The 24,753-nt window shown below is 34.4% G+C and carries 16 protein-coding genes; 3 read left to right on the forward strand and 13 right to left on the reverse strand.

The genetic code is table 11. From position 1 onward, the window contains the following. Positions 1–206: 206 nt before the first annotated feature. Positions 207–797 carry a hypothetical protein gene (locus tag QL232_RS21370; RefSeq protein ID WP_281615693.1) on the forward strand — a complete coding sequence of 197 codons (591 nt, stop codon included), beginning with the start codon at positions 207–209 and terminating at the stop codon, positions 795–797. 64 nt (positions 798–861) lie between these two features. Here QL232_RS21370 and QL232_RS21375 read toward each other — a convergent pair whose 3' ends face one another. Next, complete coding sequence (locus QL232_RS21375) at positions 862–2,274, reverse strand: DUF1214 domain-containing protein (protein WP_281615694.1); 1,413 nt, start codon at positions 2,272–2,274, stop codon at positions 862–864. A gap of 556 nt (positions 2,275–2,830) precedes the next feature. Here QL232_RS21375 and QL232_RS21380 point away from each other — a divergent pair. Beyond that, positions 2,831–3,535, forward strand: coding sequence for a FadR/GntR family transcriptional regulator (locus tag QL232_RS21380; protein WP_168885120.1), 705 nt, complete (start codon positions 2,831–2,833; stop codon positions 3,533–3,535). Positions 3,536–3,689: 154 nt separating this feature from the next. Here the strand turns inward: QL232_RS21380 and QL232_RS21385 are convergent, their stop codons facing one another. From QL232_RS21385 to QL232_RS21430, 10 genes are all read right to left on the reverse strand, one after another. Further along, positions 3,690–7,541: a fibronectin type III domain-containing protein gene (locus QL232_RS21385; RefSeq protein WP_281615695.1), complete on the reverse strand. Its 3,852-nt coding sequence runs from the start codon at positions 7,539–7,541 to the stop codon at positions 3,690–3,692. Between the two features lie 30 nt (positions 7,542–7,571). After that, positions 7,572–8,867 carry a polysaccharide lyase family 7 protein gene (locus QL232_RS21390; RefSeq protein WP_281615696.1) on the reverse strand — a complete coding sequence of 432 codons (1,296 nt, stop codon included), beginning with the start codon at positions 8,865–8,867 and terminating at the stop codon, positions 7,572–7,574. 61 nt (positions 8,868–8,928) lie between these two features. After that, complete coding sequence (locus tag QL232_RS21395; protein WP_281615697.1) at positions 8,929–10,296, reverse strand: RagB/SusD family nutrient uptake outer membrane protein; 1,368 nt, start codon at positions 10,294–10,296, stop codon at positions 8,929–8,931. 14 nt (positions 10,297–10,310) lie between these two features. After that, the gene (locus QL232_RS21400; RefSeq protein WP_168885124.1) at positions 10,311–13,460 is read right to left on the reverse strand and encodes a TonB-dependent receptor; all 3,150 of its coding nucleotides are present in this window, start codon (positions 13,458–13,460) and stop codon (positions 10,311–10,313) included. Positions 13,461–13,921: 461 nt separating this feature from the next. Next, on the reverse strand, positions 13,922–15,508 hold the full coding sequence (locus tag QL232_RS21405) for a polysaccharide lyase family 7 protein (protein WP_281615698.1): 1,587 nt from the start codon (positions 15,506–15,508) through the stop codon (positions 13,922–13,924). Positions 15,509–15,597: 89 nt separating this feature from the next. Further along, positions 15,598–16,362 carry an SDR family oxidoreductase gene (locus tag QL232_RS21410; RefSeq protein WP_168885126.1) on the reverse strand — a complete coding sequence of 255 codons (765 nt, stop codon included), beginning with the start codon at positions 16,360–16,362 and terminating at the stop codon, positions 15,598–15,600. A 261-nt stretch (positions 16,363–16,623) separates the two neighbouring features. Next, positions 16,624–16,998: a cupin domain-containing protein gene (locus QL232_RS21415; protein WP_168885127.1), complete on the reverse strand. Its 375-nt coding sequence runs from the start codon at positions 16,996–16,998 to the stop codon at positions 16,624–16,626. A gap of 50 nt (positions 16,999–17,048) precedes the next feature. Continuing rightward, on the reverse strand, positions 17,049–19,343 hold the full coding sequence (locus tag QL232_RS21420) for a polysaccharide lyase 6 family protein (RefSeq protein WP_281615699.1): 2,295 nt from the start codon (positions 19,341–19,343) through the stop codon (positions 17,049–17,051). Between the two features lie 289 nt (positions 19,344–19,632). Next, a complete protein-coding gene (locus tag QL232_RS21425) occupies positions 19,633–20,574 on the reverse strand; it encodes an AraC family transcriptional regulator (protein ID WP_281615700.1) in 942 nt (313 codons plus the stop codon). A gap of 275 nt (positions 20,575–20,849) precedes the next feature. Beyond that, positions 20,850–21,974 carry an acyltransferase gene (locus QL232_RS21430; RefSeq protein WP_281615701.1) on the reverse strand — a complete coding sequence of 375 codons (1,125 nt, stop codon included), beginning with the start codon at positions 21,972–21,974 and terminating at the stop codon, positions 20,850–20,852. Positions 21,975–22,195: 221 nt separating this feature from the next. Here QL232_RS21430 and QL232_RS21435 point away from each other — a divergent pair, with 221 nt between their 5' ends. Beyond that, on the forward strand, positions 22,196–23,146 hold the full coding sequence (locus QL232_RS21435) for an AraC family transcriptional regulator (RefSeq protein ID WP_281615702.1): 951 nt from the start codon (positions 22,196–22,198) through the stop codon (positions 23,144–23,146). A gap of 40 nt (positions 23,147–23,186) precedes the next feature. Here the strand turns inward: QL232_RS21435 and QL232_RS21440 are convergent, their stop codons facing one another. After that, the gene (locus QL232_RS21440) at positions 23,187–23,636 is read right to left on the reverse strand and encodes a cold shock domain-containing protein (protein WP_168885132.1); all 450 of its coding nucleotides are present in this window, start codon (positions 23,634–23,636) and stop codon (positions 23,187–23,189) included. 232 nt (positions 23,637–23,868) lie between these two features. Further along, the gene (locus QL232_RS21445) at positions 23,869–24,663 is read right to left on the reverse strand and encodes a DUF2071 domain-containing protein (protein WP_281615703.1); all 795 of its coding nucleotides are present in this window, start codon (positions 24,661–24,663) and stop codon (positions 23,869–23,871) included. Positions 24,664–24,753: the final 90 nt, after the last annotated feature.

Below are 24,753 nucleotides of genomic sequence, written 5' to 3' on the forward strand. Positions count from 1 at the left end.
GATAAGGCACAATCAATTAATATGTGAATAATGTTACAAGAAATAACTCACAGAAATATTATATCTCTATATTTGCCACATCATAGTGTAACTGACACCCTATTATCATCAAAAAGATCTAAAAACAATTCCTGTAGATGCTGTGTTTTTAGGTTAGATATTTAATACGACAACAACAATCTTATATCCGTTTGACATTCTTCACCATGAAACCTAATAGAAAAAATTACAAACAACTACTTGTTTTCTTGGTTCTGTTTATCATCATAGATATCATTCAAGCCAAGTTGAGAGTTGAAGGACGACCTACAAATTTTCTGATGACTGCAAATTACCTTGCTGCCATCGCTGGAATTGGGTTAGTTTCCCGTCTAATGATTCCCAAAAAATATGTACCATTAATCATGAGTATATCCTTCTTTTTCTTTTTGTTTGGATACATTTTCGGTATTCTAAATAATATAGATGAAGGTATTATTCAGTGGGTAATTATCAGCAGTGTATTTCTTTTAGGAGTGATGATCTATATGTTTCCAAAAGGGCATTATTATCTAGTAATAATAGGCTTATTCTTTGCATCTTTTGTCAATAGCTATTCCTTAGGCACCATTCAGTATCATTATTCTACGATTTACCTATTTACAGTTCATATGCTTCTACTGTCCATTATTCTATTCTCTGTTGGATGGATTGGCGGAAAATTACTAGAAGAAAAGAGACTCCCCACTAACCCTCTAAAATTAACTGGGGTCAGTATGTTTTTATTAAGTTTAGTTACTATAGTTAGCTTTATATAAAAAAATGGAGATACTTTAAGCATTAAGAGTATCTCCATTTTATTTTCAAATAACTACAGGTGACTTAGTTTACTTTTTTTACACCTGGCATTACCCAAGTTCTATCTAAAATTGCTTCACTTGGCCAATACATTCTGAACGTTAATTCGAATTCAACCCCAGCAGTTGTAGATGGTAACCAATTGGACTCCATTCCTTCTGGAGCAGTTGCTTGGATATAAATGTCCAAAGAACCATCCTCATTATATTGTAGTTCCTTTTTATTACTCAAATTGTATCGATCGATGGTATTATCTACCAAAAAGCCTTCTTTATTGTACATTGTGATTGACCAGAAACCTTTTACAGGAGGTAATTTATCGGCATCAAAATGCAAGATATATTGATTTGATCCATTAAACTTATTTCCATCTGCGTCTACTGCTGCATTTGGATAAATCGCATCTTCTGCTGTATTCGCTCCAAATCCAATTTTAGTAACATAAGCTCTCAAGGCATAGTTTGTTCCGTATTCTCCTAATCCCTTTGTCACTACAAACCACCCATTTTGTACTAAACTCTTATCCGGATGAGCTGTTAAGTGAGCAAATAATTTTTGAACATTTGATGGAATAGCTTTTATCGCCTTTTGCTCTTCACTAGTGAATGCTGTGATATCAAAATTTCCACCAGCTGTAATACCTACTTCAGAAAGCTTTTCGATAAAAGCTTTGTCAGCTTCTTGAGGTGGATTCGTTAATAATAATTCCATCATTTTATTATAGAAAGCTGTAATTTCTAAATCATCAACAGCTTTCATAGGTACTACCTCATTGGCAGGTTTATATGTTCCTTTTGGTGCTTTATATTTTGAATTACCTCTTTCAGCAAGTGGACGTACAATCATTTTATTGTAAAAGTTTTTTACTTCTGATTTTCCATCTTTATCATTATCAACTTGTACTCTACCAAGCATCCAGTTAAGGTTTGTATTTGAACGGATCACCAAAAGATCTTTGGGTAACTCACCATTAAAATCTGGTCCTACAAGTACAATGTCTAAATCATCTTGCCCGGTAGTTCTTGATCCTAAAGACTGAACTACATCGCCATACGCATTAAGTATAGGAATTAGATAATACCTCTTTGTTGCAGGTAAATGAATATATAGTGGGCCATTCTCAAGGTTAGCATAGACCATATTGTAATATGTATCTAAATTTGGTCTCACTACGGCTGTAAAACCTGCTTTTGGAAATGGATATAAAGTTGCCGCCTGATTCACTGGTGACTTCCCCTTAATAGGATCTGGAAGTTCTGTATTTGTTACAGACCTAAATGTTTCTGCCATGGTTAGTACAGGATAACCATATAAATAAGCTTCCGTTAATAACTTCACTTTTTCGGATTGTTCAGTGCCTGTATTGCTTTGTGCATTCGCCAAGTTCATTAAACCAGATACGAATACCATAAATGATAGATAAATGCTACGTTTCATAATTATTGTTTATTCAAATCATTAAATATTACAATAAACTGAACGGTGAATGTGGTAAGTAAATCAACAAATTCTTTTATAAAAACAACAAATTATATTATATCTAAAGATATTCATGATAAATTTTATCGTTTTTATAAAATATCATATCACCACATAGTTTTGGGATAGAATTAGAAAAGGCTTGCTTGATTGAATAATAAATTTGCGAAAACGAATATTTGGTATACCAATTTTAAATAATTTTTCGTAAATTTATATAATTGAAAAAGTGATATTAGGACATTTACGGCTCAAAGGAAAGGTTTTATTTAAGTATAAAATGCTTCGTTTTTTGAGTTTTACATATACTTTCCATTAAAGGCTATTTGATTTTCAAATTTACACTCTATCAAAACTTAATCAGGAATAGCCAATAATGAATTATACTTACATTTGGACGATAAACAAGACACATTAAAAAAGTGCAAATTGACAGTACTCATGCTTCAACTATCCGATCCAAATATTTTTTCTAATGTTACGTCTGAAACTATAAATTAAGATGGATATAGAAATGGAAAAAATACTTGTGGAGAAACCATCAAGTATTATTATTCGAAGACTAAAAGAAATGATTGAATTAGGTGTTTTAAAACCTAATGATACATTACCCCCAGAAAGAAAACTAAGTGAGCAGTTTGGTGTTGGTAGAAGTCATGTGAGAGAAGCTCTTAAAAAAATGGAGTTTTTTGGACTGCTTAAAACTCAACCTCAAAGCGGAACTGTAGTAGTGGGACTTGGAGCTAAGGCCATCGAAGGACTTATCTCTAATATGTTGGAAATCGACAACAACGACTTTTTCTCATTAATCGAAACCCGAGTTCTTTTAGAAGTGAAAATCGCTGGACTTGCGGCAAAAAGAAGAGAAAAAGACGACCTTGATAAAGTATTAAAAACCCTTGAAGCTTATGAAAAAGCGGTAGAGGAAAACCAGGAAGATATCACTGAAAAGGATTTCCTTTTCCATCTTTCTCTTTGTCGATGTGCTAAAAACTCTACGCTTAAAAGTTTAATGAGTATCATTACTCCTGATATTCTTAACCACTTTGAAAAAGAGAGAGTTTGTACTAAACAAAGTAGACAAGAAGCGATAGAAGAACATAGAGAGATCTATAATGCTATCGAAAGCGGCGACTCTGCTAAAGCTAGAGAAGTTATGGAACAACACTTAGCTCCTATTGTAGATGCAGCTAAGAAAAAATATGATCTCGATTTATAATAGTAAGTTTTGATCTACAAAAAAAGGAATGAAGACTTCGGTTTTCATTCCTTTTTTTATGAGTCTATCTAAAAAGTAAACCCCTTTTAAAAGTAATATTAGCTACTTTTAAAAGGGGTTTCACCGGTCTTCAAATTATATGTCTCTCTTTATTTTAGAAGCACAAGAGTTTTGTTGCTTCTTTATTGCCATGTTTATCCCAAGCAATCAGGATATATGAACCTGAAGGTAAATCAACAGTCACTTTTTGAGCAGTACCAGATGTTAAAGTCTGTCCTGTTAAATCAATCACTTGGTAATTCACTTCAGAAATAAATTCAATATTTACATCACTTACTGATGGATTCGGATATACTTTCTGGATTAGTTTAGAAGCTAAACCATCTTCTACCGATAATGGTGCATCAGAAGTTTTCTGAGAGATAACATCAGAGTTTTCAGAAACATATCCCATTCCGTCTTCTGCTCTTACCACGATTTCGTATTCTGTTCCTACTTCTAAGCCTGTTAGGTTGAAAGAAAAAACTTCACCACTTAAATGAGCTACCATTTTAAACTCTTCTTCACCCTTTACTCTTACAAATACATAATATGCTGTAATTCCATTCAATGAATTTGAAGGAGCCCAACCTACAGTAAATGAACTTGCTGTAACCTGAGATGCTGTTACATCTTTTACTACATTTGGTCTATCTCCAACAACTTCGTCTTCATCGTTTGTTGTAATTACCAATGCTGTAGATTTATCAGATTCATTACCAGCGGCATCAAATGCCTGTACTTCAAATGTATATTCTGTTGATACACTAAGTCCACCTACTTTATATGAAGTAGAAGTTACTTCCTGAATTTTCAATCCATCTTGGTAAATGTAGTATCCTAAAACACCTACATTATCTGTAGAAGGTTGCCATGATAACGCCACATTTGTACCTTGAACATCTAAAGCAATCAGATCCGTTGGTGCAGTTGGTGCTTCAAAGTCAGGTTGACTGTCTGCTGATACAGAAGCAGTAGATTCCATTGAGTAGAAGAGAGCATTCGAAGAACTGTTCTTTCTAAATAAGTGCCCTGCCTCAATGGTAAACACTTTTGCAGACTTCAAATTCTCTTTAGAAATCACATACTCGTTTCCTACTACATCTTCTTCTTCCAATCCTTCTAAACGAACTCTGTAAGTAAATTCTTTTTCAGTAAAGATATCAAGGTTATAATCATATAACTCACCTGTAAGTACTGGGTCATCCCAAGATAATGTTACAGTAGTTTCATCATTTGCTTGGATTCTCACCTTCACCGGATTAATAATAGGTAAGATCTCTTGCTTAGGTGCATACATCAATTTTGCAATTTTGATATCTGGATAAGCCATAAATAACTCAATCTCATTGATACCTGCTTTTAGCATCTCTGCATTATTATTTCTGATTTGGTAACCCACTAGAATCCATTGCCACTTACCTACTAAGTCTTCTGAAATTCTAGATCCAAACGAACTGCCATATTCACCTGCTGTTCTTTCGTCAACATCAATATCGTTTACATTACCATACAATTTACCAGAGTGCGTAGCTCCTTGTTGTACCAATGCCCAGATGAAACCAGTTTGTACCTCTGGCATACTAATCTGATACATTAATCTTGGACTTTTTGCTCTATCTTCAGATACCTTGTTTGAATTTGTAGTAGTATCTGTATTAGATAAGTACATATATCTACCAATTTCAGGGTCTGTAGCTGTTAACCATTTCTGACCTTCAAACTCATCAGTACCCGGTAAATTTGATGCGAATTCAACTGCCTCGAACAAGAAGATTCCATTTTCGTCCGCTTGATGAATAAAATCTTGGTAATCACCATCAGGGTTTTGTTCTACTGCCTCAGTTTTTACAACGTGTGTTGTAGAGGCTGCAGACTTATTACCTGCTGCATCGTAAGCGACTACTGCAAAAGTATATTCTGTATCTGGAGATAAGTTGGATAATGTTACTGAAGTACTACCTGTTACCTTCTCCGGTAACTCTTGCCCATTTTGTATAATTTGATATCCTGATACTCCTTCATTATCTGTTGAAGCTGTCCATGATAGTGTCAATTTATTTTGAGATACATCTGATGATGTTAAATCAGTAGGTACCGATGGTGCTTCTAAATCTGGCTCTTCACCTGGATCATTTGGTTGTGATGAAGCATCAATATCAATCTCTCCTGGAATAGAATAAGTGCTATGAACAGAAGAACTACTCTTTTTAAACTCATGTGCTACTTCTAAAGAAAACGTTTTCGATTCCGTTAAATCTGCTACAGGAATTTGAATATTCTTTGCTGTTAAATCTGCAGCTACTTCTTCTCCCCCTAATAAAACTCTGTAGAAGTATGACTTAGGATCATAGATAACATCACTGTTATTGTATAAATCACCTGTTATTGTTGGATCATCCCATGATAAAGTAATATTCGTACCATCATTCGCGGTTACTCTTGGCATCGGAGTATCTAAGATCAAGTTGATATCTTGTCTAGGAGTAAAAGCAATCTTTGCAATCTTAATATTCGGTCTTGCCTTAAAAATCTCAATCACATTTTCACCGTCCTTTACAACACCGCTATTCGCTTGGTTGTTCAAAACGATCCATTGCCATTCACCTTTCATCGCATCTGAGATACGAGACCTTGCTGCGCTACCATAAGAGTTTGCACTTCTTTTATCCAGATCCAAATCGTTTACGTTTACGTAAATACGTCCTGCATCTTTAGATCCTTCATTTACCAATGCCCAAACATACCCTGTTTGTGCTTCAGTCATGTTGATCTTATATACTAACGATGGGCTAGCGTATCTTTCTGAAGAAGTCTCATTTCTATTATCAGACGTAGTATTTTCTAAGTATACATAGTCTCCTACTTCAGGATCATTTCCTTTTAACCACTTTTCTCCAGTAAAATCTTGAGCACCGAAAGCTGAACCTTCTTTTGCCTCTGCTACTTCTGTTGCAGAGAACATATAAATACCGAACTTATCTGCCTCATGTGGAGTATCCGTAATTGGTAAACCTTCGTCTTCACCTCCATTGTCTGGCATAGATGAAGCATCTACACTAATTACAGTTGGAGTAGAGTAAGAGTTAATATTTGAACTACTATTTTTTCTAAATAAGTGACCTGCTTCTACAGAAATTTCTTTTGCTGTTCCTAAATCAGCCACAGGGATCGATAAGCTTGTTGTTGTTAATTGATCACCTTGTGATTCACCATCAATACTTACTCTATAGAAGAAACTTTTTGGAGTGATGATCTCTTCTGTAAAATCATATAATTCTCCTGTTAAAGTAGGCTCATTCCATGATATCGTTACATTAGTACCATCATTCTCTGTTACTTTTACTTCTGGAGCATTGATAATTAAATTAATTTCTTGCTTAGGTGTAAAAGCGATTTTTGCAATCTTAAGGTTTGGTCTTGCTTTAAAAACTTCAATAACATTCTCCCCTGCTTTCACAACACTGCTATTGGCTTGGTTATTTATTAAAATCCATTGCCATTGCCCTGCCATTTCTTCAGAAATTCTTGATTTAGCAGCACTACCAAATTCTCCTACTTTTCTTTTATCAAGATCAAGATCATTTACGTTTACATAAATTCGACCTCCATCTTTTGATCCCTCGTTGATCAATGCCCACACAAAACCCGTTTGTGCTTCTGGCATATTGATCTTATACACAACTGAAGGGCTAATTTCTCTATCTGCAGAAACCTCGTTTCTATTATCAGAAGTTGTATTTTCTAGGTAAAGATAGTCACCTACTGTTTCGTCTGTTCCTTGCAACCAATTTTCTCCATCGTAAGCATCTGTACCTGCTTCCATTTCGAAATATTGAGTGGCTTGAAATATGTATACCCCATTCTCATCAGCTTCATGAGGAACACTTGTTTGCTGTGCCTGAGCCATTCCTATTCCTCCAAAGAATAAGAATAATCCAATCAAAATGTTGTTTAATGTTTTCATGTTATTTAATCAATTTCTTTCATACTATTTCTAATAAGTCTCTTTTAGCTCTATGGATTGAACCGCTACTTCTGCGTAAGCATCCAAGGGTTCGCTTTCGTCATATTCAGACTTGAACTGAGACAAGAAAATTGAAGATTGTGTGTAGCATCCTACTTTAAAATATCCTGTCTGATCGATAGATGTCCATGTTTTTTCATAAGACTGACCGTTATCGAGGTTTTTAATTTTACAAGTGATATCACCATGGTTCACTATCACTTCAATTTCTAAAACCTCACCCAGTTCGTAATCTATCTCTGTTTGTTCTCTATTATCTTCATTCCAAATGATATGTAAACCATTGGATCCAGTTGAATATTGTACCCTCAGTGGTTCATCTTCAGGTCCATGAATCTGTACCATAGAAACTTCAGGTTTTACTACAGGAAGGTGAGTAACTCTAAGTTTTGTTTTTAGGTATTGTTCGTCATGAACAGACCAGTAATTATTTCCACCTCCTACTCTTTGTCTGAGTTCAGACCTAGGGTATTTTGATCCTTTTGTAGTTGTTCCTGCACAATGCCCTCTAAAAATTACTTCGTTGTTTTCGGCGAAGAAATACGGACGATATTCGTAACCAATGAGATCGTCATCATTAATTTCTAAAGGATCATTGTATCTATTATCTACATGATCGATTGCTGAATTATCATTTCCATCTTCATCCACTGGTAATGTCACTTTCCAATCTACCAATGAAGGAATTACATCTGTAGGTTTTTGGTCTACGATTGGAGAAGAATCTCCAGAGTAAATGGCTATAGAAAAATCATCAATTCGACCTTCTTGCTCATAAAACTTTGCTCCTATTGTGATGTACTCTTCTGTCGAAGTAAATACTAATTTCAGTTCTTCATAATCATCAAAAACAACCGTTGTGTCTTCCAGTAGACTATTGTCTTGATTTACAAATAAGTTGATGCCTCCTTTTACATAAGCGGAAACTTCATAAGTTACGTTTGTATTTACTTTTATGCGTTGTGATAGCTGATCTCCTTCACTACTTACTTTGGCAGCATTGTTTCCACCATTAGACTCTTCAGTATTACTAATTGTACCCACCTTTTCCCAATCTGGAAAGTCTTGCATTTCCAAACCTTGATCGATAATCTGTAATAATTCGAGGTCAATTACCGTAGTATCTTCGTCTTCCACTTCTGGCTCTGGAGTTTCAGTTTCTTCCTTTTCAGGTAAAGGAGGAATCTCTAACTCACTATCATCTACAGCGCAGTTAAAAAGTAGAAATAAACATATGAAGCTAAAAAAATGTATAGTACTCTTCATAGAAGTCTTGTTGTTTTGTACTACCCATGAAGCCATTTTCTGACTTCATGGATAATAAATATTAGTAACCAGGATTCTGAGATAATTGTCCTTTACTTGTATCAATTTCTCTTTGAGGAATTGGAAGTAGTAAGTGACGTTTATCGAAGTTTAACCCTTGATCATTCATGAAGTTCGTAATTGTATATTCTAGATCGCCTGTTCTGATTAAATCAAACCAACGCTTGTTTTCATAAAGGAACTCTTTACGACGTTCTGTAGCTAAAGTTGGTTTTGTGATATTGGCAATCGGATCCAAACCTGCTCTTGCTCTAATTGTGTTGAAATAATCTAAAGCTGTTGCATCTGATGTTTGGAAACCTTCACCGATTAGTGCTTCGATGTAAAGCAATAACACATCAGAATAACGTAACAAGATGTAATCATTTCCTGCAAGACGGATATTACTAGAGTTGGTCAAGAATTTACCACATCCTTTTCTTTCACCTCTATGATCTACAATATTGGTCGTATATCTAGTATCTTCTCCCGAAGTACCAGGCTGTGACTCATACAGTGCGATCATGTTATCTGTAGCATAGTTATGCGATCCTTGTTCGTATAGGAAGTAGTAAGAGAACGTTTGAGAATTATCGGTATTATCATCAATAAATGAGATCGGAAAGATAATTTCATTACCTAATTCTTGATAAAAGATATTGTCATATTCCGCTGTTAAACTGAAGTTACCTCCATCAATAATCCCTTGTAAGAGTGCTTTTGCATCATCATAATTTCCAATCTGTAGATAGTATTGTGCCAACATCATCTCTGCAGATTCTTTATTCGCTCTACCCAAATCAATTTCAGATTTTGAAAGCAAGTTCTCTGCCGCAAATTTCAGATCAGATTCTACTAAGCTGTACACCTCTTCTTCAGAAACTTGAACGTAACCATCAACATCTCCTTCAGCCACCATTCGATCACCTAGTGGTACATTACCAAATAGTCTCACTAAGTTAAAATGCATGTAGCCTCTAACAAATCTTGCTTCACCTTCGAACTGTGCTCTTTTTGTAGAATCCGCAACATTTTCAATATTGGCTAACACAAGGTTTGAACGATAGATCGTCGTATAACAAGCGTTCCAATATGCTGCCACTACAGAGTTAGTAGTTAATACCGTAAATGTTTCGAATTGTGCCCAATCACCTACACCACTTCTTGTACCAGCGTTGTCAGACCTCATCTCAAGAAGAGCATATTCTTCTTGTACTACATCTTGCAATCCACTGTAAATACCAAGAACAGCAGTCTCTACTTCGTCATCGTTTCTTAAGTAGTTATCAACACCTACTTCAGATACGGGGTATTCTGTTAGGAAATCATTACAACTTGATAGTAATGATAAGAATACAACTGTAAAAAATATTTTAATTATATATTTCATCTCAAATACGTGGATTAAAATTCAGCGTTAATACCAATAATAAATGAACGAGGAATTGGTGCAGAACCTCTTTGGTAACCATAGTTCAATGGACCTTCATCGCGAATACCTTCAGGGTTGAATGATGAATAATCATCAGACATGAAGTATAACAAGTTGGTACCCGATCCGTAAATTCTAGCCTTATTTAAACCAACTTTTGAAATCCAGTTCTCAGGGAAAGAGAAACCAACGTTTACATTTCTCAATGAGATAAATGAAGCATCTTCGATAAAGTCGTCTGTTAAGATTCTCTCTCTCACTTGATCCATTTCATCAAAGAAAGCTGTATTTGGTCGCTGTCCTTGCATTGTTTGGTATTCGTAGTATTGAGGGTCAATATTCAATACCTGTCCGCCCATAGATCCTTGGAACATGAAGCTTAAATCAAATCGGCCTACTTGGAATGAGTTGGTAATTGACCAGATAAAGTTAGGGTAAGGATTACCGATGATCGTACGGTCATTTTCATCTATTTTACCATCTTCATTTAAGTCTTGAACATATCCCATTTGCGAAGTACCACCAATTGGCCAGAAACCTTCATATAAATATTCGAAAGGTACTTTACCATTATCACCTTTTGAATGATCTATTTTATATCCATAGAAAGATGAAATTGGTTGTCCTTCTACTGCAATCCAGTTTGCAGGACGCTTACTATCTACAATTGTGATTAAGCTGTCTACTCCACCAAAATCAACTAATTTATTTTCGTTTGTAGAAGCATTACCTGTTAATGTCCATTGGAACTTATTGGCAACGATTGGCTTTACACTAAGTTCTACTTCAAAACCTTGGTTTTGTACCTTACCTAAGTTTACTGTACGCTCATCAAAACCAGTAATTGATGGAATTTGTTGAGTAAGTAATAAATCTGAAGAAGTACGGCGGTACCATTCTAATGAACCAAATATTCTATTTCCGAAGAAACCGAAGTCAAAACCAGGGTTCAATTCTACTTGCTGCTCCCAACGTAAATCAGGTTGTGCAATGTTAGAAGGAGCATATCCAGAAGATACTGTACCATTAATTACTGCACTTGATGGAGACATTCTCTCTAAAGCTTCGTAGTATCCGATACCTGAATTGTTACCAGTTACACCATAAGAGATTCTTGGTTTCAATACTGAGATCCAGTTCACATCTCTCATAAAGTTTTCTTCTGTAATTCTCCAACCGAATGAAGCTGCAGGGAACACACCGTATTTGTAATTTGCTCCAAACTTCGAGCTACCATCAGTACGTACTGAAAGTGATAATAGATACTTGTCTTTGAAAGCATAATTAACACGGGCGAATACTGAATGTAATGTCTGTACTGCTTTATTATGATCACCGTAAGCGATTGTAGAAGCTGCATTCATTGTTTGTACAGCATCGTTGGTAAAGCCTGTACCAATTGTCTCTGTAAACTCGTATTGTCTATGTTCTAATGACATACCCAATGTAGCACTGATATCATGCGAACCACCAAATGTTCTGTTATAACTAAAGTAGTTATCATTAATCCATGCTAAGTCATTATATGTTCTATAACGTAAACGAGCATCTGCTGCACCGTTTCTTGACGCCTTAGTACCATCATAATAGTCTCTAACTCTGTTTTTGTAGTTAGATACAATCGAAGATCTAAAGTTTAATCCCTTTGCTACCTTGTACTTTAAATAAGCACTAGCGTAAATTCTGAAAGTCTTTTCTTGGTAGTTTCTTTCAACGATATTCGCATAAGGGTTAGAGTTGTTTGTTACACTAACATTTGGAAGTGTCTCTGTTGGATCTTCTGGATCAGGATAATTATTAAAATGCGATTCCTGAGTATAATCCCCCACTGCAATATTGGGGAAGTTATTTCTATCAACAAACTGAATAGTATGTTCGTCGTGTACAATTGGTAACCAAGAAGACTGACGTAACGACTCATGAATTGATGTCGGGAATACACGCTTTTCCTCTCTTGTAGGGTTAAAGTTTACTCCTAAAGTTAACCTTTTGTTTAACTTACTCTTCAACTTAAAACGTACGTTCATTTTGTTGTAAGAGTCAGTAAGTAACACACCATCATCTTGCAAGTAAGCACCTGAGATATGATAATTTGTATTTTCTGATCCGCCTGTAGCACTCAAAGAGTACGATTGAATATTACCATCTTCGAAGATGATATCTTGCCAATCTTTTTCTTCACCTTGAGAAATACGCTGCATGTGTTCCATTCTTTCAACAGTGCTTAACGCTTTTCTGTAAACAGCATATAACTGCTCATCGTCCTCAAATCCTGGGAAGTTATTTTCAATTTCCTGGATATATGTTTCTGCTTTTAACTTTGTCTCTGCTACAGTTGGACGGAAGTTTTCTCTTCTAATCGACCATTTTCTACCGTAGAATGAATTAAAGTTAAATTTAGTTGCTCCTGATTCTCCTGATTTTGTCGTAATCATAATTACACCATTACCACCACGAGAACCAAAAATTGCTGCAGATGAAGCATCTTTTAATACTTCAATAGAGGCTACATCATTCATATCTAATGATGCCAAGTAATCTGAATCTACTAAAACTCCATCTACAACTACTGCTGGAGATGCATCTGCTCCGATAGATCCTACACCACGTACTTGAATCGTTGGTGATGAACCCGCTTGTGGGTTAGTCATTTGAATGTTCACACCAGATACCTGACCAATTAAGGCTTCATCCACTCTGGATACTGGAATCTGATCTAATTTTTCATTTTTTACTTTTGATATTGCTCCTGTTAAATGTGATTTCTTTTGTGTACCATAACCTACAACCACAACTTCTTCTAATTGCTCTGTAGACACATTCATAATTACATCGACAGTACTTAATGTACCTACTGAAACTTCTTGTTGTTCCATACCGATGTATCTAAATACTAACACATCTTCTTGATTACACATTAAAGCATACTTCCCGTCAAAGTCAGTGATTGTACCTTTTGATGTTCCTTTTATTAATACAGATACACCTGGTATCGGAAGCTGGTCTTCAGATGATGTTACTGTTCCTCTGATTGTTGTTTGTGCAAAGACTGAAGAGGTTGATAGTATTGTGAGAAAAAATATTAATGGAGTTAACCATTTAAATAGTGATGTTTTTGACATGTAAGTATTTGTTTATCTTATGTTCATCATATTTTAAGTGAAATTGGATATTGGTCAACCAAAAAATTATTTACAGCAATTTAAGTGAAAAAATTACACTTATCAACATTTTTCCGCATAATTATTAATAAATATTAATGAAGATGACTTTTAATTCCTTTATAAGACTTTTTCAACTGAAAATCAAATAATTACAGAAAGAGTACTACTGCCAATTATTTTGTATTGGATACAATAAATAGCCTGTAATCAATAAATAATTGTCGTGTTTTATTCTAAAATAAGTATTCCTTGTGATAATCGTCAGATGAAAGAAGTGTAGTAATATTAGATTTGAAGTAATTTCAATTCATTCTACTATGGTAGTAGGAATAACTTATGACCTTATCCAATCAAAAATTAGTGTTCATAATGTTACGGAAAAACGAAAACATTAGTGGATCAAAAGTTATTCCTTTCTATTATTTGCTGGGTGAATAAGTGGTTTTTAACACAATAGACTTAACGGCTACTTCACCGTACGAGTTTTTCGGTTCGTCTCTTGCTCCACTCTTGATTTGACTTTGGAACTTTGAGGCTTGGGTATAGCAACCTACTTTAAAGTATCCCGTCTTATCCATAGACTTCCATATTTTCTTGTATTCTTTATTCTGATCCAAGTTTTGAATATGGCAAGTAATGTATCCCTTATCTACTGATACAGTTATTTTTAATTGCTCCCCTAACTTGTAAGGTACAGCATTGTCGTAATCTTTATTGTTTTCATTCCAAACAATATAAACACCTTTTCTAGTATGGTATTGTACTCTTAATGGCTCATCATCTGGGCCATGAATTTGAGTGATACAAACTTCTGGTTTATATACTGGAACAGATGTAACGCGCAATTCTGTTTCTAGGTATTGCGGAAGATCCATAGACCAATACAGGTTACCATATCCAGAACGCTGTCTTAGTTCTGAACGTGGATATTTTGATCCTTTTGTTGTTACCCCTGCACAATGTGCTCTGAAGAATACTTCTCCATTTTTAGCATAAAAGTAGGGCTTGTATTCAAAGTCTACAATGGCACCATCGGCGATTTCCAGAGGATTTTTAATTCTTGTTTCTACATCAAACTGTTTTTGATTATCCCTTCCTTGTCCATCGATAGGTAATGTCACTTTCCAGTCTGTTAAAGATGGAATTACATCTGATGGAAACTGATGGTTGGGATCTATTTCCTGATTCAATAACGTTACTTTAAAATCATCGAATCTCACTTGTTTTTCAGTATACCTACCTCCAATCGTTACATATTTTCCTTTTGCTGAAGCTGAAAATTCTAAAGAAACGACCTCAAACTCTTTCGTATCAAAATCCTTGGTTACTTCTTCACCTTTAACTTCAGCAAAGATCTGTCCTCTACCTTTTACAGCTACATCCAAGCGATACGTTTGCGATGGGTATATTTTCACTTTCTGTCTCAACTCAGCTTTTCCATCCATCTTAGCAGATTTCACTCCACTGTTGACAACATTCGAAGCAGAAACTTCTCCTGTAGATTCCCAGAAGTTGAACTTACTTTCGAAACCACTATTGACAACGATAATTGGATTAAAAGTTTGAGATTCCTCTGAAGTAGATGTCGCTATTATTTTGAAATCATCTAGCCTAGATTGTTCAGAAAGATATTCTGCACCAATGATTATATTTTTTGCTTTACCAGAATTAAATGTAATCTCAGTGCTTGCGTATTTTTTGTTGTTTGTTGTCACCTCTGTTTTTTTCCCTTTTACGGAAACAAAAACGGTTGCTTTTCCTTTAACACTGACAGTCAGTTTATAGTCTGTCTTTGGTGTAACTCTTATAAATTGAGAGATTGTTGCTCCTTTTTCTGCTAGTTTGGCTGCTCCAACTCCTTGTTGAGTGTCCTGAGACTTCTGAACTTTTCCTTTTACTTCCCAATTCTTTAAACCGTCTTCAAATCCACTATTGAGAATTAGAACCGGTTTTTGAGCAAACACTTGTGATTGCCATAACAAGAATAACAATAAAAAATATTTCATAGTTGTCTGTTTTATTGTGATCAAAACTACTAAGGAAGCTATACTCCACCCGAAAACGAAAAGGAGGTGGAGTATAGGTAAACATTCTACTAAGAGAATGCTAAACCTCCATTAATATCAATGTTATTTCCTGATATAAATGACGATTTACCTGATGCTAAATATACAACCAAATCAGCAACTTCTTCAGCATTTCCTTCTCTACGAAGTGCTGTAGCGTTTGCTACATTTACTCTTGCTTGATCTGGTGTGTGATCATCATGGAATTTTGTCGCAATCATACCTGGGCAAATTGCGTTACAACGGATACCATGAGGACCTAATTCTTTTGCCATTGCTCTAGAGAATCCCATTACTGCTGCCTTTGATGCACCATATAATGAAGCTCCTGCTCCTGCTCCATCTCTACCTGCTTGAGAAGCAAAGTTAACGATAGAAGCACCTTCTTTTAAATGTGGACGAACGGCTCTTGTCATAGACCAAACAGTTTTCATGTTCAAGTCCATCAATAAGTTATACCAGTTTTCGTCTTGTTCTTCAATTTTCTTACGCCCTACAATACCTCCAGCAACATTTACCAGTATATCTATCTGTCCATCAAATGTATCTAACGCAGTTTGTACTACATTGTCTACATCTTCTTGTTTCATTAAGTCACCTGCAACAGTTACTACTTTAACTCCTTTTGCCTGTGCCATTCTTGCTGTTTCTAATGCATTTTCTTCTGCATTTTCCTCTGCATCATAGTAGTTAATTACTAAGTTCGCTCCAGCATCTGCCATCGCTAAAGAAATGCAACGTCCTATGTCACGCACACCACCTGTAATGATGGCCACTTTTCCTGATAAATCCATAATTCTAAATTTCTGATTTGATCAATATTCTATTGTTAGTTTTTCCAATAATTAGATTGCAAAGAGAAAGAAATCAAATACTCCAATTTCAATGTGTTAGCTTCCAGTCCGATTTACCGTAATTACGCTAAACGAAATGATACTAACGATATATTAAACTTATTGCTCTCTGCTAATTTTAATAGTGAGTTGTTTATTGGATAGCTTTATGACACACTCACTACTTGTTGACCTATGATATATTCTTACTAAATATTATCCTTATTTACCTACAAGGTATGCTGGCTTTGAACCGTCTAAGAAATCCATTCTTGCCGGACCGAAAGTATCGATCAACATACCATCTTCTAGACATAAAGCTTCATGTTCTACATGTGGCTCACAGTAAAATGCATCTCCTGCATTAATTACTTTTTCCTGATCACCAATTCTCATTTTAAAAGAACCTGATACGCAATATGTTACTTGTGAATGAAAGTGCTCATGTGGTGTACCCACTGCACCTTTTTCAAAAAGAACTTTTACTGCCATTAATTGATTGTCATAACCAATAATCTGACGCTTAATTCCATTTCCTAACTCTTCCCATTCATTTTCTGATGACACAAAAAATGCTTGACTTTGTATTTTTTCCATAATGTTGAAATATGTATGTTACTTTCTAAAGTATCGCTTAATTTCTTTTCTTAAGATCCTTTTTTCGCAGATTCTTGAAACCCTATTTGCATCGATTTCTTCTTGGATAAAGCCTGTTCTTTCGACATTTCAGAAGAAACTGTTGTTATATTTTCTCCCAATCTTGGGTAATAAGATTCGAACCTTCCCGATTCAATACTTAAGATGTTATTGATATTTGCTACTGCCCAATTAGGGTCTTCAAAACGTATTGTTCTACCTGATCTGCCAGAATTAAAGAAAAACAGTTGATCTACATTTAATTTCTGTACTCCCCACAACAACACTGCACTTCCTAATTCTTTATTTCCAACATCGATAAAATCGCAATTTGTTAGTGAAACATAAGGGCCTGTTGTCGATTCATCGTTCCCTAATCTTGTTATTTCCATTGCTCCGGTCATCACATTTTCAAACTTACAATTATCAATAATTACCTCCTCTGCACTATATCTACCCTTGTTTTCAGCTTGTCCATTAATATTTAATGCAACACCTGATATATTGTAAAACTCTGAATTCTTGATTACAATTTGATCCGCAAAAGTGCTTGTGTAAGCTCTAAAAACACAATAATCAGAAGCTTCAAAGTGATGGAAGGAACAGTTATCAATCACTAAATTATAATGTTGAATCATTGGTGATTTTGATGTTGATATCCCAGCTTTTGCAATGCCAACTTGAGATCTACCATTCAAATCTAAGCCTTCAATTGTCAAGCTTCCACCGTTTTCAATCACAAAAAATGATTTCTGCTTAGGGTTATTCTCATAATAAAGCTTTACCCTTTTTTCTGATTTGTTTATTATGGCTAACTCAACTTTCAGATGAATAGCATCTTCAAAAACTATCTTTTCTGATGTTATTTCTATCACTGCTCCATTCTGTGCTTTTTCGACTGCTTCTACTAATGAAGTATAATCCTCTACTTTGTAGTGTTCTTTACTTAATGCTTTCACAGTGTTAGATGCTTGATACCAACTCGGTCCACACACCTCTTTTGTTACTGGAACTTTTGGTTGGAATGATTTACTCTCATAAAGACCTGCTTCATTTTTTGTAAAACTTTCCTTCAATGGCTTCATCCCTTTGTTGTATTTAAGAGGAGAGCCATCATTTTTATATTTGTTGTTTTTAAAAGTAAAACCTGAAATATCATCCAATACTGTAAATACTTCTTTCTTATCAGTATAGTAGAAAGTATTGTTCTGAATAGTGATATGATCTGGTGTTTGTGTTCTTTCTCTATCTGATCCAACACACAACTCTATATGATCACAATTAAAAAAGTAGTTGTCTTCAATATTTACATCATGTGCTCTGATATATCTATTAGGTAAAGAGTTCGGAACTCCATTCATTACCGGTAGAGCTCCGAAAAATCTCTTTCCTTTTAAATCTTGGAAGTAATTGTTCTTAATTGTATGTCCACCATTAATCACTCTTACTCCACCTGCATTCTTAGAATCCTCTCCTAAGAAATAATTACCCGATACGACATTTCTATCGCCATGTCTTAATGCTAACACACCATCACAAGCCACAAATAAATTATCTTTTATGATATTTTCTGAAGATTTTATGGAAACCACTTCTACCTCTCCTGAGCATCTGTCAAACAAGTTGTTTTCTATAATCGTTTGTGATGACTCATTACAATAAGTGGAAACACCTACTCTTAATGTCTCTCCTCCATTCGAACCTAACTTCGGACGGTATCCAAAATGGTTATGATGAATGTGGTGCTTATTTTCTCTTGACTCTAAGTTGTTTAACTTAACTGCCATAAGCACACCTGCATTCAACTTCCCTCCAAAGTAGCAATGATCGATTTCGTTTTCTTTACCATACACTTCAACCCAAGACGTTTTTTCGAAACGATCTGCAGGATTATAATGATCCACAACGACATTGGTCATACGGCAATATTTTGCCACTTGATCTTTTATTTTAAATTTTATCGCCACTCTACCTTTAGCATATCCTTCTCTGAATACTAAACCATCTACCACCAAGTGTTCACCTCCAATCTCTAAAGATGAATTACCTGCAAGAATTGTTTCTCCTCTTTTTTCAACAGTCAAAACAATAGGTTGGTCTGCTGTACCCTTACCTTTAAATTTTATCTTCACATCCTTCCATACTTGTGAGGCCATAATGATGGTATCCCCTGGATCAGCATTATTAATTTGTTGTTCCAGTTCATCAATAGTCGTCACTTTGTTCTCTTTGAGTGTGTCAAAAGACATCGCTCCAAGAGTTGTTAGTACTGCTATGCAAAAAATTGTGATAGTATAATTTTTCATTTCAGATTCTCTAGATTGAGTAATTCGAAGTCATTGTGTCCAGCCAATATTAGATTGAAGTCTAATTTTAACTTTACTGGTTATTGGTTGACCAAATATGATAAATGATTTTTTATTATCCTAAATATGGGTAAAAAATACTCTTATAAGTCGAATATTTTTTTTTATTTTCTGAGTATTATTCAATTATCAACTAAATAAAATACTATTTAGTATTTGATAAGTACATAGGGTATTTCGACATAACAATTCTTATAAATAAAGAAAAAACAGCTATAACAATGTGTATTTAAGGGTTTTTAAGCTCCTCTTTTTGTTTTTTCTGATACTGTTTAGGTGTAATGCCGAAAGCTTTTTTAAAAACAGACGCAAAATGACTCATATTTGAAAAACCTAGATCTACAGAGATCATACTCACTGTCTTTTTCCCTTCTATTAAAAGGTCCTTTGCCTGATCCAACCTCACTTGTTGCTGAAATTGGTAAATTGGTTGGCCAAAAGTTTTTTTGAACTGAATCCTCAATCCACTACTACTTAACCCTGCTAACTTGGCAAGACGGTCAACCTCAATTGGAGGACCTATATTTTCTAATATCATCGCCCTTACTTGTATCAACCCATGAAAGTGAATTCTAGTTTCGTGATGTTCACTCGAAGTATCTTTTTTCGATAATTGATCGATTAATAAATGGAATAAATAATAGGTACAAGAAAACAACAACTCGTCTAAATAATCTGAAGTTTTTATATCCAATAATTTATAGAACCCGCCTTTGATCGCTAAACTCATTTCTTCAAAGACTATATATTCTTTATCAGGCTGGATATACTTCGCAAGTTTTTGGGATTTCCCGATCATCTTATAAAAGTAGTCGAACTTTACTCTTAAAATCACGAGTTGTAAGGGTTGATCGATAGCTAACCCCCAAGTGACGTTTCTTTTTTTATTCGAGAACAATGCTCCATTCAATGGAATATTAATTTTGCCTCCGAAAAGAATAGATGAGGCATCTCCGAATATGATTGTGATGAACTCTTCTTCATCATCATACACATATGGACTTCCTTCTAATTTTTGATATAAAATGGCATCCACTCTTACCATTTTGAAATTTTCATTAAACTGGTAATAATCGACAAGTCCTGTTCCGACATGATTATCAAACTTCAGAATGTTATCCTGAATCTCTCCATGTAAATTGATATTCCAATATTGTAAAAGTTCCTTCAAAGTAGTGATCTTTTGTGATACAATAAGATACTACATTATCACTTTTTAAAAGAGCCTTAGACTCAATTTTTATTTTTTTCAAATAACGATAGGGCTTCTGAAGTGCTTTGTCCCTTCTTAAAGAGAAGATAAAATTGGAATACTTAAACGATCAAAGTCATAAACAACAGAATAAATTTAAATGCTTTCTACGCTATCGTAGACTATTTACAATAAAAAAATCCCCTAAAGAACTTTATTTCAATCTTTAGGGGATTCCAGTTTTTCTATTTTCTTTATGATCTCTTTAACCACTTAGAAGACCACCATTTTCTAAGTGGTTCATCATAGAACTTCACAGCTACCCAAGCAATAAGTATCGAAAGTATAAATGTCAATGCACCGTATACAAAAGCCATTTCGTAAGATGCTTTTCCCTTTAATACTTCATCAAATACCCAAGCTGTATATAAATAGATTAGAGGATAGTGAGTGATGTAAATAGGATAAGATATATCCCCTAGGAACTTCGCTACCTTCTTTGTTTTATTGCTCTTAATTTCTCCATTTGCCCCAAGGTAAACAATAAGAGGAAAGATTATTAAAATCACTAAGCCCTCATATAAACCATTCATCCATATTTGTTCTCCTCCAATTCTAGGAACAGACAGCACTACAGTCATAATTAAACTACACCATAAAAATGCATTTTTAATATGGGTTGGTTTCATCAGTCTAGACAATAATAAACCACTTAAAAACGGATACGTTAATCGGATAAAACCAATTTTCAATTCTGTTTCATTGAGAGCCCAGCCCCCAGCCATATCGCCTCTTTCTCCTGTTACAGCATAATGCATTAATAAAGCACCTGCGATAATTGCCAATATAATTAATATGATGTTCGGTAATTTTCTAAGAATAAAAGCATACACCGTATAGGCAATGTATTCGAAGAATAAAGTCCAGCCCGGTCCATTTAAAGGATACATCTCTTGCCAACCTCTAACATCCATAGATTGGCCTACAGGAATCATTGTAAACCCAATGACCATTACTACCAATACTTTCCATATTGGAGCATCGTTAATTAATGGAAATAGTTCTGGAGATGCTTGTGCATATAATGTTACTGCTCCAATAATAGAACCGATAATCACCATGGGTTGTAATCGGATGATTCTCCTTTTGAAGAATTCTGTTAGGGTCATTTTATCCCAACGGTTGTCGTAGGCATAACCAATCACAAAACCTGATAAAACAAAGAAGAAGTCTACTGCCAAATAACCATGATTAATAATTTGATCTGATCTGTTTCCTAATGCAAATGCTTCCAGTATGTGAAATAGAACGACAATAATTGCTGCTACACCTCTGAGACCGTCCAAAATCTCGAAATGTTTGTTAGTAGATTTAATCATTATGACTTTATAGTTGAGTTAATATATCGATAAAACAATTTATCACAATACTTATTTATGATGTTCAAAATAAGAATTTTTTCCTCAGATATCATTAGCTCTCAGTATAAATTTATAATGAAAAAAAGCTAACAATTCTATATACAAATCTGAAAGTCAGTACTTATTCAAAAAGTCTATTTTTAATCGTGTATTTTAAATAATACACCTAAAAAATAACTATGAAAACTATTTATGGTAAAGACCGCCCGAAGATTCCATACATTGACTTTATACAACAAAAATTAGGCGGTGAAAAAGTATCTGATATTGAACTGCGTATTGATAATGAATTATCTACTGCAAAATTTATCGTTGTTGAGACAGACCAATATCGAATTACAGGCTTTGAATATACAGCAAAAGAAGATACACAATTTCAAATTGTACATGACCCCAAATACGAATACACACTAAGTATTTTCGCGAGAGATGTTATTTACTATAAAGAAGAGGAAGAGAGAGAAATTAGTGTCCCTAATGGGTTTATCTTTGCAAAAGGAACACAGAAGATGGCCATCAACTTTAAAAAAGGAGTAACAAAGACCCAAATGGTCTATGCATTTAACAAAGGAAATATCTCTGAGTATTTACTACAGGTGATTGATACGTTAGATCATTTTTTCTATCACTCTGGAAATGAAAATATCACTGCATGGAAAAGTTCCTTTACACAAGAACTACGCAATAACATCCACGAACAATTCAGAAAAGAGTTTGTGACACACAAGTTGATGGAGTTGAAAGTGATTCTTCACAATACATTGTACCAATTTAATGAAAAGAGTGATGATGTTCTGTTTACGGACTTCGAGATAAATGCTGCTTTTTCCATCAGAAACGATATTAATAAAGATTTTACACAACGCCCTAATATCAAAAAATTAGCGTTAGCATATGGAATCAACCATACTAAACTAGGAAAGATTTTTAAGGAACTTTTTGGTAAAACGATCTACAAATACTTTAAAGATGAAAGACTCTTTAAGGTAAAAGAGTTAATTACTAACACCAATAAAACATTTACTGAAATTGCTTACGAATATGCTTTTACAGACGTGAATCATTTCTCTAAATCCATTGTCGATGAATTTGGTATGACTCCAAGTGCTATGAGAAAAGAAGGAAAATAAAAAAACCACTTTTCGTTCTGAAAAGTGGTTCTTATATATATTATGACTTGGTAATATCAACACATGATTTTCCTTTAGGAGTATCAATAACGTTGAATTCAACAAAATCTTTATCTTTAATATCAAAGTTTGGATCTACATCATTGATGTGGAAGAATAATCTTTCTCTTCTCTCTTTTTCAATGATAAAACCAAATTTCTTTTCAGTATTGTAGAAATCTACTCTTCCTTTTTTCTTACTAGGAGCCTCATTGTTTCTAGATACTGAAATTTGAATATCCTCCAGTTTTATTTCTTCTTTCTTTTCTGTTGGATCTGGTGGAGTATCAACAATATTGCCATATTCATCAACATAGGCCATCATGCTTTCCAAATCTCCACTACCTTTGTTCTTTTTTTGGGCTTCTTTTTTGGCTAGCTTTTCTTGTCTTTTCTTCTGCTTTTTTTTCTCTTTCTCTAATTTATTAAATGCTTGTTGCGATTTTGCCATTTCGATCTTTTAAAGTGAATTGCCAAGTATAACTACTATATAAGAATGAACATTTAATAAATTAAACTGTTTTACAAATTCAAGATGAAAAATGAAAATAAATATGTAGTCATGTGTATTCAAATACGAATACCTTATGCGATTATAAAGGTACGGATATTCATTCTGACATCATAATAAAGTTGACGTTTGTAAAGATAATAGACCAATTAAATAACAGATGTTCAATTTGTTAGTATATTTTTAATTTCATAGGTGGTAAGAAAATGTCAAATTCAATTTGGTTTGTAATCAGTACTGAGTGTGGGTTGTTCATTTCTTTTAGTGATAAAAAACCCAATTTCTCCAGAAATCCAAAGTACAAATTTTGAGGTTTTGCCTGATATAATGAAAACTTTGGATGCCATATCTCATACGTACCAACCTCCTCTTTTGGTAAGTTGTAATAACCTTTTACGGGGTGAGTTAGAATTAAATATTGCTCATCGAGGTCTTTAAAACCTTCTAATAAATTCATCTCTTTTGTAGTTCCAATGAGGTCTATTTGTCCTTTTCCAAGAGAAGAAGAAAAATCAACTTGATACTTTCTGTAATGCTCACCTTCCATTTCAAAACTTGATGAATACTTACCGTACTCCCAAGGCATATTCCAAAAGTATTTGGGTAGTATATGTGTCACAGAGCCTAAAGTTGTTCCAAAAAACCAAGCCGCATAAGATCCATCCCGCTCATCTATTACATAAGTTCTAAAATTGGTTTGAAAAAAATTGAACTTTAAAAAAGGGAACAGTTGACAAAAATGAAAATCTATATCTTTGAAAGGAACTACACTTACCAAAGCAAATTCATCGCCCGCTTCATCTTTAAAACTCCATAGTTTAAATGGCTTTGGAATCAAGTGTTCAATCTTTCTGATAGGAACTTTATAACTGATGATCGCAAAATGCTCAAGCATTGTGTTCACATCAATACCGCTTTTGGATGGTCTCTGAGTAATTCGTTCTTGGAGTGTCTTGGCTGATATCATGTACACTAAGTTAGTGCTGAAAACTCATTTATTTCTCTTAAAATAAAAAAGTAGATTGAAAAGTAGTTGACAGTAACTGCCAATACTTTT

Origin of the sequence: Flammeovirga sp. SubArs3 (genome assembly GCF_947387565.1) — a bacterium.
Lineage (GTDB): Bacteria > Bacteroidota > Bacteroidia > Cytophagales > Flammeovirgaceae > Flammeovirga > Flammeovirga agarivorans.

Coding starts and splice junctions, on each gene's coding strand:
- QL232_RS21415 (WP_168885127.1), bottom strand. CDS start 16,998: ATGGAAAAAATACAAAGTCAAGCATTTTTTGTGTCATCAGAAAATGAA.
- QL232_RS21370 (WP_281615693.1), top strand. CDS start 207: ATGAAACCTAATAGAAAAAATTACAAACAACTACTTGTTTTCTTGGTT.
- QL232_RS21385 (WP_281615695.1), bottom strand. CDS start 7,541: ATGAAAACATTAAACAACATTTTGATTGGATTATTCTTATTCTTTGGA.
- QL232_RS21445 (WP_281615703.1), bottom strand. CDS start 24,663: ATGATATCAGCCAAGACACTCCAAGAACGAATTACTCAGAGACCATCC.
- QL232_RS21395 (WP_281615697.1), bottom strand. CDS start 10,296: ATGAAATATATAATTAAAATATTTTTTACAGTTGTATTCTTATCATTA.
- QL232_RS21420 (WP_281615699.1), bottom strand. CDS start 19,343: ATGAAAAATTATACTATCACAATTTTTTGCATAGCAGTACTAACAACT.
- QL232_RS21400 (WP_168885124.1), bottom strand. CDS start 13,460: ATGTCAAAAACATCACTATTTAAATGGTTAACTCCATTAATATTTTTT.
- QL232_RS21405 (WP_281615698.1), bottom strand. CDS start 15,508: ATGAAATATTTTTTATTGTTATTCTTGTTATGGCAATCACAAGTGTTT.
- QL232_RS21440 (WP_168885132.1), bottom strand. CDS start 23,636: ATGGCAAAATCGCAACAAGCATTTAATAAATTAGAGAAAGAGAAAAAA.
- QL232_RS21380 (WP_168885120.1), top strand. CDS start 2,831: ATGGAAAAAATACTTGTGGAGAAACCATCAAGTATTATTATTCGAAGA.
- QL232_RS21390 (WP_281615696.1), bottom strand. CDS start 8,867: ATGAAGAGTACTATACATTTTTTTAGCTTCATATGTTTATTTCTACTT.
- QL232_RS21430 (WP_281615701.1), bottom strand. CDS start 21,974: ATGATTAAATCTACTAACAAACATTTCGAGATTTTGGACGGTCTCAGA.
- QL232_RS21375 (WP_281615694.1), bottom strand. CDS start 2,274: ATGAAACGTAGCATTTATCTATCATTTATGGTATTCGTATCTGGTTTA.
- QL232_RS21410 (WP_168885126.1), bottom strand. CDS start 16,362: ATGGATTTATCAGGAAAAGTGGCCATCATTACAGGTGGTGTGCGTGAC.
- QL232_RS21435 (WP_281615702.1), top strand. CDS start 22,196: ATGAAAACTATTTATGGTAAAGACCGCCCGAAGATTCCATACATTGAC.